Raw genomic sequence first — 13221 nt, 5'->3', positions numbered from 1 at the left:
CGGCAGCAGTAGGTGTGCGCGCGGCGGGCGATGTGTCGCTAAAACTTTGGCGCTTCACTCATCGACCCTTCATGATTGACTCCGCTGACCGGCAATGAACCGGATCCCGCGGCGCGAGCGGTACAACGAGTGGTCCGCGGGGTTGAAAGCAACTCTCATCATATAACGGACCCATGTTCCCTCCCTAGAGGAAGCCGTGATATTTCCGTCTCGTCTGCCGATTGTGAACCTGTCTTCCGCTGTCGGCTCACACCGCTGACCTCAAAGGGCCCAGTCAATTATGGTTGTAGAAAGAAGTGGCGGGACCGAGATCACGCTCGACGTGATGGTTATCGCCGATGTCTGCGGAGAAAGGGGCATTTCGTGCCGAATCTGAATGGGAAGCTCGAATGGACGGAAAAGGACCAGCGAGCGGTCGATACCGTCCGTGTATTGGCAGCGGACGCCGTGGAGAAGGTCGGCAACGGGCATCCGGGTACGGCCATGAGCCTCGCACCCTTGGCCTATCTCCTTCATCAGAAGGTCATGCGTCATGACCCGACGGACGATCGTTGGGCCGGACGGGACAGGTTCGTGCTCTCCCCCGGGCATTCGTCACTGACCCTTTATATTCAGCTTTTCCTGTCCGGCTACGGCCTGGAACTCAAAGACCTTGAAGCTCTCCGCACGTGGGGCTCGCTGACTCCCGGCCACCCCGAATACAAGCACACCAAGGGCGTCGAAATCACAACGGGTCCCTTGGGCCAGGGCCTGGCCTCTTCCGTCGGCTTCGCCTATGCGCAACGTCGCATGCGCGGGCTCTTCGATCCCGAGGCCCCTGAAGGCGCAAGCCCCTTCGATCACACCATCTACACGATTGCCTCCGACGGCGATCTGGAGGAGGGCGTCACTTCGGAAGCGTCCTCACTCGCCGGGCACCAGCAGTTGGGCAATCTCATTGTCTTCTACGACCAGAACCAGATCTCGATCGAGGACGACACCGACGTTGCGTTCACCGAAGACGTCGCTCAGCGCTACGAGGCCTACGGTTGGGACGTTCGTTCCGTCGATTGGACCAATGGCGGCAGCGGTTACGCCGAGAACGTCGAGGAGCTCTTCGACCAGATTCGCGAGGCCAAGAAGGTCACCGACAAGCCGACCCTGATCGCTCTGAAGACCATCATTGGCTGGCCTGCTCCCAATAAACAGAACACCGGAGGCATCCACGGTTCCGCCTTGGGCGGCGACGAGGTCAAGGCCGTCAAGGAAATCCTCGACTTCGATCCTGAGAAGTCGTTCCAGATCAAGGACGACATCCTTGCACATACGCGTGAAGTCAAGGAACGTGCTCGCCGCGAACGCGAAGAATGGGAGAAATCCTTCCGCGAATGGCAGGAAGAGAACCCGCAAGCGGCCAAGTTGTACAAGCGCTTGTCCGAGGGCGGGCTGCCCGAGGACTACAAGGAGTCCTTCCCTGTCTTCGAGGCCGGAGCCTCTTTGGCGACCCGCGCTGCGAGCGGCAAGGTCATCAACGCGATCGCTGAAACCTTCCCCGAGCTCTGGGGCGGTTCGGCCGACCTGGCCGGCTCCAACAACACCACGATCGAATCCGCAGACTCCTTCAACCCGTCGAGTCGTTCGACCAAAAAGTTCACCGCGAATCCTTACGGTAGGGTCCTGCACTTCGGGATTCGAGAGCACGCTGCCGCGGCCATCGTCAACGGCATCGTTCTTTCCTCCCCCACCCGCGCCTTCAGCGGAACCTTCCTGATCTTCAGCGACTATCAGCGACCTGCAATCCGTCTGTCGGCCCTGATGGGAGTGCCCTCGATCTACGTGTGGACCCACGACTCGATCGGTCTCGGCGAGGACGGTCCGACTCACCAGCCGGTCGAGCAGCTTTCGACCTTGCGTGCCATCCCGAACCTCGACGTCGTCCGGCCCGCGGATGCCAACGAGACGTCCGTCGCTTGGCGCACGATCCTGGAGCAGAAGGAACGTCCTGCCGGGCTGGCTCTGACCCGTCAAGGCTTGCCGACGCTGCCCCGTGTGGACATCCACCCCGATGCTGACGGCGAGAAATTTGCCTCGGCAGAGGGTGCCGCACGTGGTGGGTACGTTCTTGCAGACACGGAATCGACCCCCGACGTCGTCCTGATCGCGACAGGCTCGGAGGTTGAGCTCGCGCTGGAGGCCCGCAAAGCCCTCGGCCAAGAGGGCGTGGCTGCTCGAGTAGTCTCAATGCCCTGCCGCGAATGGTTCGACCGCCAGGATGCCGGGTACCGCGAATCCGTGATCCCCGCCAGCGTGACCGCGCGCGTTTCCGTTGAAGCCGGATCCGCAATGTCGTGGAACGATCTGATCGGCACCGCCGGACGCGCCGTCGCTCTCGATCATTTCGGTGCTTCGGCCGACTACAAGACGCTATACAAGGAATTTGGAATCACGTCAGAAGCCGTCGTCGAGGCGGCCAAGGAGTCCATTCACGCTTCGAAGGCCTGACCCGCGGTACCGGGGCCGCTCACTTGGACGAGCGGCCCCGGTGCTTTTGGCCAACGCCCTTCAACGTCACGAGGAGAAAATCATGTCAACATCAACTCAGAAACTATCCGACGCCGGCGTCTCGATCTGGCTGGACGATCTGTCCCGCGAACGGCTCGGCACGGGCAACCTTGATGAGCTCATCGAGAACCGCAACGTGGTCGGTGTGACCACCAACCCCACGATTTTCGCGCAGGCTCTCTCCAAGGGAGACGCATATGACGCCCAGGTGAGTGAGCTCGCCCAGGCCGGTGCCGATGTCGAGGACGCCGTTTTCACGGTTACTACCGACGATGTCCGCGATGCGTGCGATGTCTTCGCAACCATTTACGATTCGTCGCAGGGCGTGGACGGCCGCGTTTCGATCGAGGTCGATCCGCGGTTGGCCCACAAGGCCGATGAGACGGTCGCCATGGCGAAGCGTCTTCACGAGTCCGTGGGCCGGGAGAACGTCATGATCAAGATTCCGGCGACGGAAGCCGGTCTCGAACCCATCTCGGCCACCATCGCCGAAGGAATCAGTGTCAACGTGACCCTGATTTTCTCCCTTGAGCGCTACCGTGCGGTGATCAACGCATTCATGATCGGGCTCGAGCGTGCTCTCGAGAACGGTCACGATCTCAGCAAGATCCATTCGGTTGCGTCGTTCTTCGTTTCCCGGGTGGACGCTGAGGTGGACGGTCAATTGGAGAAGATCGGTACCGATGAAGCGCTTCAATTGAAGGGCAAGGCCGGTCTCGCCAATGCGCGTCTCGCCTACCAGGTTTACGAGGAAGCATTCTCTACCGAGCGCTGGAAGCGCCTTGAGGAAGCGGGAGCGAAGCCGCAGCGACCGTTGTGGGCCTCTACGGGCACCAAGGATCCGAATTACCCGGACACGATGTACGTGACCGGACTGGTCGTTGCGAACACGGTCAATACCATGCCCGAGAAAACCCTTGAGGCTACCGCCGATCACGCCGAGATCACGGGCGACACCGTCTCCGGGACGTACGACCAGGCCGAAGCAGACATCAATGCTTTGGAGAAGATCGGTGTCTCCTACAACGAGGTCGTCGAGAAGCTCGAGACCGAAGGCATCAAGAAGTTCGAGGATTCCTGGGAAGAATTGCTCGAGACCGTCTCGAAGGCTCTCGGCAAGTAGGGCGATCCCGTGGAGGGCCTGGGAGCAGGCCCTCCACGGTCCCTCCCGATCGGTGATGATTCACCGATTCACTTTTCGAACAAAGGATTGGTGTGTCCGCTCCACAAGAATCAAACCCCCTGCGTGATCCCCAAGACCGAAGGCTCACGCGGGTAGCCGGCCCGTCTGCTCTGGTTCTCTTCGGGGTCACGGGTGACCTGGCCCGCAAGAAACTTCTCCCCGCGATTTATGATTTGATGAACCGCGGCCTCCTCCCTCCCCGTTTCGCCCTCGTCGGATTCGGCCGTCGCGATTGGTCCGATGACGATTTCCGTGGCCAAGTTCGCGAATCGGTCGAAGCGCATGCGAGAACCCCGTTCCGCGAGGACGTGTGGAACCAGTTGACCGCCGGAATCCGTTTCGTCCAAGGCGCGTTCGACGATGCGGATGCCTTCCGGCGCCTCAAAGAGACTCTGGAGGAATTGGACAAAACGCGCGGAACCCGCGGCAACCATGCTTTCTACCTCTCCATTCCGCCAAACGCCTTCGAAGCGGTCTGCGCCCAGCTCGCTGAGAACGGCCTGGCTGAGCACGATCAAGCCGACGGCTGGCGCCGCGTCGTCATCGAGAAGCCCTTCGGCCACAATCTGGAGTCCGCTCGCGAACTCAATGAGATCGTAGAAAGCGTTTTCCCCGCGGACTCGGTCTTCCGCATCGACCATTACCTCGGCAAGGAAACGGTGCAGAACATCCTGGCGCTCCGCTTCGCCAATGAGATGTTCGAGCCGCTATGGAACTCCAACTACGTGGACCACGTGCAGATCACGATGGCCGAGGACATCGGTATCGGCTCGCGTGCGGGTTACTACGAGGGTGTTGGAGCGGCACGCGACGTCATCCAGAACCACCTGTTGCAGCTTTTGGCTCTGACCGCAATGGAAGAGCCGATCCGCTTCGACGCGGAATACCTACGCGACGAGAAAGCAAAGGTACTGGCAGCTGTGACGCTTCCCGAGGACGTGGAGGGCTATTCATCCCTCGGGCAGTACGCGGCAGGTTTCCAAGGCGGCGAGGAGGTCAAAGGCTTCAAGGAAGAACAGGACATTCCTGCGAATTCCCGAACTGAAACCTTCGCGGCCATCAAACTGGATATCAATAACCGGCGTTGGGCCGGGGTGCCTTTCTACCTGCGCGCCGGCAAACGTCTTGGACGCCGCGTCACCGAAATCGCGGTCGTTTTCAAGCGCTCGCCCAATCTCTTGTTCCGGGAGAATTCGTACGAAGAATTCGGGCAGAACGCAATCGTGATTCGTATCCAGCCCGATGAGGGCGTGACGATCCGATTCGCTTCCAAGGTGCCGGGTACGCAGATGGAACTGCGCGACGTCAGCATGGACTTCGGCTACGGTCATTCCTTCACAGAATCCAGCCCGGAGGCCTACGAGCGCCTGATTCTGGATGTCCTTCTCGGCGAACCGCCGCTGTTCCCCCGGCACGAAGAAGTTGAGCTCTCGTGGAAGATCCTGGATCCCTTTGAGAAGTACTGGGCTGAGAGCGGGATCAAGCCGGAGGAATACGCCCCAGGCTCGTGGGGTCCGGAATCCGCGCATCGACTACTGGCCCGCGACGGGCGCGCCTGGAGGAGGCCATAATGATCCGCACTCTCAAAGACACCACCAGTTCAGAGGTCGACAAGGCCCTCGCGCTGATGCGCGAGGAGACCGGCATTCGCACGCTCGGACGCGTGCTGACGCTCGTCATCATGGCCGACATGGGCCACTCGGAGAAGGCGATCGACGCCGCCATCACTGCCAGTCACGAGCACCCGTGCCGCATCATCGTCCACATCACGCAAGACCCGGATGCCAAGAACCGCTTGGACGCGGAAGTCAGCATGGGCGGAGACGCGGGAGCGAGCGAGATCGTCGTGCTACGCGGGTGGGGAGAATCGGCGCACCCGAGCGAATCTTTGATCGCCGCTCTTCTGCTTCCCGATGCTCCCATCGTCGCTTGGTGGCCTCACTCCCTACCCGAGTGCCCCGCCGAGCATTCGATAGGAAAGATCGCTCACCGACGAATCACTGATTCCGCTCGAGCCGAGGTTCCATGGGACTCACTGAATAATCTGCGCAAACGGTATTCGCCCGGTGACACGGACTTGGCCTGGACCCGACTCACATTGTGGCGCATCCAGCTCGCCGCAGTCATGGACGATCCGAAGAAGCACACGGTCAACAAGGTCATTGTCGAGGGATCCGAGAAATCGCCGTCAGTCCTTCTGCTGGGCACTTGGCTCGGTTACCGGCTCGATGCACGAGTCGAGATTCGGGAAAGCCCGCAACCCCGCGGCCTCTATAGGGTCACCTTGTGTCGAGAAGATGGCGAAGTCACGATCTATCGTCCGGGCCGCAATATTGCGACGCTGTCCATCCCTAAGAGCGCAGATCAGCAGCTGGCTCTGCCGGTTCGTTCACTGGCGGAGTGTCTTGCAGAGGAACTCAGACGGTTGGATCCGGACGAGGTCTTCGGCGAAGTGCTCAACGAGGCGCTGAGCCGCTCGGAAGTCACCCTGACACAGGGGGTTGCTCCGATCCCCGCCGGAGATCCGTCGCGTTACACGGAGGTTTACGATGCCTAATCCTCGCCCCCTCGCCATTGAGTACCCGACGAAAGATCTGGTGGCCGAGGCGGCAGCCGCGAGATTGCTCCTGTACCTCGGCGACCAGACGACCCAGGGCAGGGACGTCCACATCAGCATCACAGGTGGTTCTCTGGGCACGGGAATTTGGGAAGCCGTGAGCCAGAACAATCTCGCCGGAACCGTCGACTGGGCTTCGGTCCATATCTGGTGGTCAGACGAGAGATTCCTGCCATCCGGCGATCCTGAGCGCAATGCGCAGCAGGTTTTCGACGCCTTCTTCGAGCACGGTCCTGTTCCCGAGTCGAACCTGCACGTCATGGGAGCGGCAGAAGAGTATGCCGACCAGTATGAGGCGGCTCAGGCCTACACGGATGAGCTTTCTCGTTATGCAGAGGAAGGCCACAGCTCCCCCCGTTTCGCGTTGTCGCTTTTGGGGATGGGACCTGACGGGCACATTGCATCGTTGTTTCCCGGCAAGGAAGAAATCCACCTGGAGCACGAGGGCGTCGTTGGCGTGGCGAACTCCCCCAAGCCGCCGCCGGAACGGATCAGCATGACACGATCCATGATCAATAATTCTGATCGTATTTGGTTCCTTGTGGCGGGTTCGGACAAAAGGGACGCGTTCGAACGAGTATGGGCTGCTCGGGACCAAAAGCCCGACCGAGATGGCCTGGCCGAAACTCCCGCGTCAGGGGCACGCGGTCTGTCGGAAACCCTGTACTTGATCTCTTCGGATTCGCTCCCGCAGGGCTGAGGCTGACACACATCAAAGGGGCCCGGCCGCCATCTCTGGAGATGGCGGCCGGGCCCCTTTGTCGTCTTCAGCCGTGCGGCAAACCGACCTAGATGGCAGTAAAGCGCAAGAAGAGAGCGTATCCGATAATCGCAAGCACCCAAATGATGGCCGTGGTGACCGTCAATCGGACGAGGTTCTTCGAAGCGACCCCGGATGAATTCAACGAGCTAGTCATGCCTCCGCCGAACATATCGGAGAGGCCGCCGCCCTTGCCTTTGTTTAGCAAGACAAAGAAGACCGTCAAGATGCTGGTCAGCGCGATGATCCCAAGCAGGATCCAACGTACAATATCCACTTCGACCTTTCGGTGCCTACGTTAGGACGCTTGGTGTCTCCGATTGAGGAGCCAAACGATTTCTTTTTCCGACCCGACTATACGCCATGCGTCAAGGACACGCCGAGTCCGGGACGGGCGAGACAAGTTAGACTGAGTCGTGCGCGCCCGAGTGCCCGCGTCACGTCCCCGGTCCTATTCCGAGACGACGTGCTTCTCAAAACGCGCGATGTTAGCGAATTCCTCAGCTTTCAAAGAAGCGCCACCAACCAGTACCCCGTCGACGTCCTTTTCTGACAGCGTGGCCGCCGCATTGGCGGCCTTGACAGAGCCTCCGTACAGGATCCGCACCGCAGAAGCAGTGTCCGCATTGTACAGCTTTTCCAACTCCGCGCGGATGGCTGCCGACATCTCCTGGGCGTCCTCCGGACCAGCGACCTCACCGGTGCCAATGGCCCACACCGGTTCGTACGCTACGACTACGGACTTCGCGTTCTCCGCTGACAATCCCTTGAGGGAACCCCGGAGCTGCTCCAGCGTGTAGTTCACGTGGTTACCGGCCTGACGCTCGTCGAGACCCTCGCCCACGCAGAGAATGGGGGTAAGACCGTGCCGGTATGCGGCCTCGACCTTTTTGGAGCACAGCTCGTCGTCCTCGTGGTGAATTGTCCGTCGTTCAGAGTGGCCGACCAGAACGTATTCGCAATCCAGCTTTTTGAGGAACGCTCCGGAGATGTCGCCGGTGTAGGCGCCGGAATCCTGGTCCGAAAGATCCTGGGCACCGTACCCAATCTTGAGCTTGTCCCCGTTGACGAGCGACTGCACCGATCGGAGATCCGTGGCCGGCGGGAAAACCGCGACTTCGACCCGGTCGTAGTCGAAGTTGGCATCGTCGAGAGTCCACGCAAGTTTTTGCACGAGTGCAACACCCTCAGCGTGGTCCATATTCATTTTCCAGTTTCCGGCGATCAGCGGTGTGCGGTCGAAGGAACCGTTGGTTTGTGTCGTCAAGATCGTGTCCTTTCCGTGGGGCATCGTCCGTGATGCCAGGAAACGGGCTCAGCCCCGTGGAGGTGTCGCAGAGCCCGTGGAGTGAAAAGAGGCGGACCGACCACATCATGGCCGGTCCGCCTAAGATCGGTTAGGCTCCGAGAGCTTCGAGTCCGGGCAGCTCTTTGCCCTCGATGAACTCGAGGGAAGCGCCACCGCCGGTGGAAATATGCCCGAAGTCCTCGTCCTTGAAACCGAGGTTGCGTACAGCAGAAGCAGAGTCCCCGCCGCCGATGACGCTCATTGCGTCCGAGTCGGCGAGAGCTTGAGCGACCGTTGTGGTGCCGCCGGCGAAGGCTTCCATCTCGAAGACCCCCACCGGCCCGTTCCAAAATACGGTTCTGGCCGTCTTGATGTATTCGGCGAAGACTTTCTGTGTCTCCGGGCCGATGTCCAGGCCCAAGCCCTCCGCACCGATCTCGCCCTCTTCAAGAGATTCAATAGGACGGATCTCGTTCTGTGCGTCGGCGGCGAAGGCCGAAGCCCACACCACGTCAGTGGCCAAGACGAACTCCGTGCCTTCGGCCGAACCGCGTTCGAGGTACTTCTTGACGTTCTCGATCTGATCCTTTTCCAGGAGCGATTTGCCAACCTTGTAGCCTTGGGCAGCCGCGAAGGTATAACCCATGCCACCGCCGATCAACAAGGCGTCGGCCTTTCCGATCAGGTTGTCGATAACGGCAAGTTTGTCGGAAACCTTCGACCCTCCCATGACTACCACGAAGGGCCGAGCCGGGTTCTTGATCAATGTCGACAGAACGTTCAGTTCCGTCTTGACCAAATCACCCATATAGGCCGGAAGTTTCTTGGCGACATCATAGACCGACGTGTGCTTACGGTGAACAGCACCGAATGCGTCGTCAACGTACGCGCCGTTTTGCCCGGCAAGAGAAACGAGCTCGTCCGCAAATGCGGCCCGCTCTGCATCGTCCTTGCTTGTCTCGCGGGGATCGAAACGCACGTTCTCGAGAACCAGAACGTCACCGTTCTTCTGTTCCTCGGCCTTGGCATGAGCATCGTCGCCTACAACGTCGTGTGCCGTTGTGACTTGGAAGTCCGCCAGTTCCGCCAGCCTCGCGGCCGCAGGAGCGAGCGAGTACTGCGGGTCAACCTGGCCTTTGGGGCGGCCGAGGTGAGCCATCACGATCACCCGAGCGCCCGCTTTGGACAATTTCTTCAGAACCGGCAATGACGCTTTGATTCGACCATCGTCGGTCACCGTGGTGCCGTCGAGGGGCACGTTCAGATCCGAACGGACCAGAACGTGCCTGCCCTCGACACCATCGGCAATCAGCTCATCGAGAGCATGTGCCATGGTGATTTTCTCCAAACCTCGTTGTAGGGAAAGTGAACCAATCCCTATCTTAGAGCTCTGCAGCCAGCTTGTTCACGAACTTCACGGTGCGGGACGTGAAACCCCACTCGTTGTCGTACCAGGCGAAGACCTTGACCTGACCGTTGAGAACGGAGGTGAGCTCGGCATCGAACACGGTGGAGATTTCTTCGCCGACGATGTCCGTGGAGACGATGGGATCCTCGGTGTACTTGATGATTCCCTTGTAGTCGCCTTCTGCTGCTTCCTTCACAGCCGCGTTGATTTCTTCCGCGGTCACGTCCTTCTCGAGAGACAGGGAAAGGTCAACAATCGAACCAGTGATGGTAGGAACGCGGAAGGCCATGCCGTCCAGCTTTCCAGCAACCGGTTCGTAGACCTTGCCCACGGTGCGAGCGGCACCAGTCGAGGTCGGGATCATGTTGACGGCCGCGGCGCGAGCACGACGCAGATCCTTGTGCGGGGCGTCCTGCAAACGCTGGTCAGCTGTGTAGGAGTGGATAGTGGTCATGAGTCCGGCCTTGATACCGAAGTTCTGATCCAGAACCTTGGCCAGCGGAGCCAAGCAGTTGGTGGTGCAGGAAGCATTCGACACAACATGCTGGGTGGCGTTGTCGTAGGTGTCATCGTTCACACCCATGACGAAGGTGCCGTCCAGGTTGGTGCCGGGAGCGGAGATGACGACCTTCTTGGCGCCGGCTTCGAGGTGAGCCTTGGCCTTCTCACCATCGGTGAACAAACCGGTCGATTCCAGAACGATGTCGATACCGAGATCCTTCCACGGAAGGTCGGCAGGGTTCTTTTCGGAAAGGACCTCGAGCTTCTTGCCGTCGACGAAGATGCTTCCGTCCTTGACCTCAACCTCAGCCTTCAGCGGTCCGAGGATGGAGTCGTACTTGAGGAGGTGAGCAAGGGTCTCAGGGCTGGTCAAGTCGTTGACAGCGACGATCTCGATGTTCTCGCCCTGCTCACGGACGGCGCGGAAGAAGTTGCGGCCGATACGACCAAAACCATTGATACCAATACGTACAGTCACTTGTGATCAAACTCCTCAGTTTGAGTGTTTATCGTTGAGGGCGGCTCCGTATGGAGTCCATCCCGCCGAACTGACGCGCCACCGAATTTCCACGGCTCGTGGAACTACTGGTCTACGCGTTCCGTTCGGTTCTGTTATTAGTTTACGTGATTTTGTGTGTGTTTGGGTGTGTTTTGCGGAAAATTTTCCAAACGCACCCACGCCTTCGCACCAAATATCAATCGTCGGGACACGCAAAAGGCCCGAGATGACGCTTCATCGCGGGCCTTTTCGTGCTCTTTTGTGGGAATGTGTGGCTAATTTGCGCTATCAGCTGACCGGACCGTGAGTTCGGATGTGAGTTTCTTCGGAATCGCTGACCCGAACGGATTAGCGAGAGCTCCCCTGGGGCGCAGTATCTGTACCCGGAATTCCTTCGGCCGATGCTTGTTTGTCTGCCATGGCCAGGAGACGGCGGATACGGCCGGCAATTGCGTCCTTGGTCAGGGGCGGATCGGCGAGACGACCGAGTTCGTCGAGGCTCGCGTGCCGGTGCGCCAGCCTGAGCTGACCGGCGTAGTGAAGATGTTCCGGAACGTCATCACCCAGTATTTCCAATGCCCGTTCGACTCGGGCACCCGCCGCGACGGCTGCCTGGGCCGAACGCCTAAGGTTGGCATCGTCAAAATTGGCCAATCGGTTGGCCGTGGCCCGTACTTCTCGGTGTGTTCTCCGGTCCTGCCACTGCGAGAGAACATCGCTGGCACCCATGCGGCGCAGTAGCTGCCCGATGGTTTCACCGTCACGTACCACCACGCGGTCCGCGCCCCGGACTTCCCTCGCCTTCGCGAAAATATCGAGGCGACGTGCCGAGCCGACGAGAGCCAGGGCCGCCTCCGGACCGGGACACGTAAATTCCATCGCGGAGGATCGTCCGGGCTCGGTCAGGGAACCATGGGCAAGGAATGCTCCACGCATGACGGCTTCTGAATCGGCCAAGGAACCGTTGACGACAGTGGGTGGCAGACCGCGAACAGGCCGGCCACGTGTGTCCAACAACCCTGTCTGGCGTGCGAGAGCCTCGCCTCCGCGCTGGACGCGAAGCATGTAATGCCCGCCCCGCTTCAAGGCCCCGCCCGAAACCGTCATCAATTCGCAGCGATGTCCGTAGAGTTCCTCGATCGCGGTCTGGATGCGCTGCGCGGTTGCACGGTGATCCAACTCGGCTTCGATGACGATCTGGCCTGAAACGAGGTGCAGTCCGCCTGCAAATCGCAACACGGTCGCCACCTCGGCCCGGCGGGTCGAGGACTTGGGGACCTCGAGCTTCGCCAATTCGTCTTTTACGAGAGCCGTCAGGGCCATTCAGTATTCCTCCAGGCTGGATGTTTTGGAGCGCTGACCACGCCCTCGCAGGGGCTTTGGGTCACTACGCGAGATTACACGCTCGGCGCGTCAGGTTCCACGCCAAAGGAGTTGTCCGGAACCCGCATGGCCTCTTGGTAGGCGGCCGCGAGTCTCAGAGGGTTGTGCAGGTTTTCCCTTCGCCGAGTCCGCAGGCGGTTCCACACCAGTTTTGCATTTCTTTCGGAGACGGCCTGCTCGAACAGTTGTTTCTCTTGAACAGAACTGGGATCCGCGATGACAGCGTCGATACTGAGTTGGGGGGCGTATCTTTCGAGAGCTTCGAGGTGACCGGTAGCCCCCAGACCCGCGGTTTCCTTCTCTTCGAGGCCCAGATTCATGGATACGCAGACCTTCGCAGAAGTCTCGCACAGCGCTTTTCGACTCTCGCGCAGTAGCAGGTGCGGAATCACAGAAGTAAACCAGGATCCCGGCCCCAAAATCACCCAGTCGGCATCCATGATGGCTTTAACCGATTCTTCGCAGACTCGTGCGTCGAGAGGTTCCAGGCTTAAATTCTCCACGCGTTCGGCCTTCGCTAGCTTGGCCTGCCCGACCAGGCGCTCCCGGAGGCCGTCGCCAGTAATGGCGTCCCCCGAGATCACGAGTGGATCCAATGCCATCGGCAATACCCGCCCTCGTGCTTCGAGAAGACGTGAGGCCCACTCCAAACCAGCTACCGGGTCCCCCAACAGTTGCCACAGGCTGACGAGCAGAAGGTTGCCCATCGCGTGCCCGTCGATCTCTCGTGGGGCGTCGGGCAGTGCCGAGAATCGATGCTGGATCGCTTCTCGCCACAGATGACCCCATTCCGAATCATCGCAGAGCGCAGACAACGCCATACGCAGGTCGCCCGGTGGCAAAACGTTGAATTGTTCCCTCAGCCGACCCGAGGAGCCTCCATCGTCGGCCACCGTCACGACGGCAGTGATATGCGGAGTGACGAGGCGCAGAGCACTCAACGAGGCGTACAGACCGTGCCCACCACCCATGGCAACTACCTTGGGTGAATGCCGAGAACCTGGAATTCTCCGGTCGGGACGGTGACGAGAACGTGTCATT

11 protein-coding genes are annotated in these 13221 nt (G+C 60.0%); 5 read left to right on the top strand and 6 right to left on the bottom strand.

Going from position 1 to position 13221, the window contains the following annotated elements:
* Positions 1-363 precede the first annotated feature (363 nt).
* From tkt to pgl, 5 genes are all read left to right on the top strand, one after another.
* On the top strand, positions 364-2481 hold the full coding sequence (gene tkt, locus EWV35_RS04440; RefSeq protein ID WP_129658550.1) for a transketolase: 2118 nt from the start codon (positions 364-366) through the stop codon (positions 2479-2481).
* 82 nt (positions 2482-2563) lie between these two features.
* Entirely contained in the window at positions 2564-3664 is a 1101-nt protein-coding gene (gene tal, locus EWV35_RS04435) for a transaldolase (protein WP_129658548.1), read from the top strand.
* Positions 3665-3783: 119 nt separating this feature from the next.
* Positions 3784-5295 carry a glucose-6-phosphate dehydrogenase gene (gene zwf, locus EWV35_RS04430; protein ID WP_129659521.1) on the top strand — a complete coding sequence of 504 codons (1512 nt, stop codon included), beginning with the start codon at positions 3784-3786 and terminating at the stop codon, positions 5293-5295.
* Positions 5295-6281 carry a glucose-6-phosphate dehydrogenase assembly protein OpcA gene (locus tag EWV35_RS04425; RefSeq protein WP_129658546.1) on the top strand — a complete coding sequence of 329 codons (987 nt, stop codon included), beginning with the start codon at positions 5295-5297 and terminating at the stop codon, positions 6279-6281. The genes zwf and EWV35_RS04425 overlap by 1 nt, the downstream gene beginning before the upstream one ends.
* A complete protein-coding gene (gene pgl, locus EWV35_RS04420; RefSeq protein ID WP_129658544.1) occupies positions 6274-7041 on the top strand; it encodes a 6-phosphogluconolactonase in 768 nt (255 codons plus the stop codon). Before EWV35_RS04425 ends, pgl begins: the two co-directional genes overlap by 8 nt.
* 88 nt (positions 7042-7129) lie before the next feature.
* Here the strand turns inward: pgl and secG are convergent, their stop codons facing one another.
* The 6 genes from secG to EWV35_RS04390 form a co-directional block, all read right to left on the bottom strand.
* Positions 7130-7378 carry a preprotein translocase subunit SecG gene (secG, locus tag EWV35_RS04415; RefSeq protein ID WP_129359693.1) on the bottom strand — a complete coding sequence of 83 codons (249 nt, stop codon included), beginning with the start codon at positions 7376-7378 and terminating at the stop codon, positions 7130-7132.
* A 174-nt stretch (positions 7379-7552) separates the two neighbouring features.
* Positions 7553-8368, bottom strand: coding sequence for a triose-phosphate isomerase (tpiA, locus tag EWV35_RS04410; protein WP_129658542.1), 816 nt, complete (start codon positions 8366-8368; stop codon positions 7553-7555).
* Positions 8369-8498: 130 nt separating this feature from the next.
* Positions 8499-9722, bottom strand: a complete 1224-nt coding sequence (locus tag EWV35_RS04405; protein WP_129658540.1) for a phosphoglycerate kinase — start codon at positions 9720-9722, stop codon at positions 8499-8501.
* 49 nt (positions 9723-9771) lie between these two features.
* Positions 9772-10776 (bottom strand): type I glyceraldehyde-3-phosphate dehydrogenase, encoded by a 1005-nt coding sequence (gap, locus tag EWV35_RS04400; protein ID WP_129658538.1) that lies wholly within the window; start codon positions 10774-10776, stop codon positions 9772-9774.
* 369 nt (positions 10777-11145) lie between these two features.
* Positions 11146-12120 carry a DNA-binding protein WhiA gene (gene whiA / locus EWV35_RS04395; protein ID WP_129658536.1) on the bottom strand — a complete coding sequence of 325 codons (975 nt, stop codon included), beginning with the start codon at positions 12118-12120 and terminating at the stop codon, positions 11146-11148.
* 74 nt (positions 12121-12194) lie between these two features.
* Positions 12195-13220: a gluconeogenesis factor YvcK family protein gene (locus EWV35_RS04390; RefSeq protein ID WP_129658534.1), complete on the bottom strand. Its 1026-nt coding sequence runs from the start codon at positions 13218-13220 to the stop codon at positions 12195-12197.
* Position 13221 lies beyond the last annotated feature (1 nt).

The organism is Rothia uropygialis (assembly GCF_004137765.1).
Taxonomy (GTDB): Bacteria; Actinomycetota; Actinomycetes; order Actinomycetales; family Micrococcaceae; genus Rothia.
The sequence above is the reverse complement of the archived record's forward strand: the minus strand, read 5'-3'. Positions and strand labels throughout refer to the sequence as shown.

Excerpts from the sequence above, each read along its gene's own strand:
- whiA (WP_129658536.1), bottom strand. The coding sequence starts at position 12,120 with ATGGCCCTGACGGCTCTCGTAAAAGACGAATTGGCGAAGCTCGAGGTC.
- EWV35_RS04405 (WP_129658540.1), bottom strand. The coding sequence starts at position 9,722 with ATGGCACATGCTCTCGATGAGCTGATTGCCGATGGTGTCGAGGGCAGG.
- tal (WP_129658548.1), top strand. The coding sequence starts at position 2,564 with ATGTCAACATCAACTCAGAAACTATCCGACGCCGGCGTCTCGATCTGG.
- EWV35_RS04390 (WP_129658534.1), bottom strand. The coding sequence starts at position 13,220 with ATGACACGTTCTCGTCACCGTCCCGACCGGAGAATTCCAGGTTCTCGG.
- pgl (WP_129658544.1), top strand. The coding sequence starts at position 6,274 with ATGCCTAATCCTCGCCCCCTCGCCATTGAGTACCCGACGAAAGATCTG.
- EWV35_RS04425 (WP_129658546.1), top strand. The coding sequence starts at position 5,295 with ATGATCCGCACTCTCAAAGACACCACCAGTTCAGAGGTCGACAAGGCC.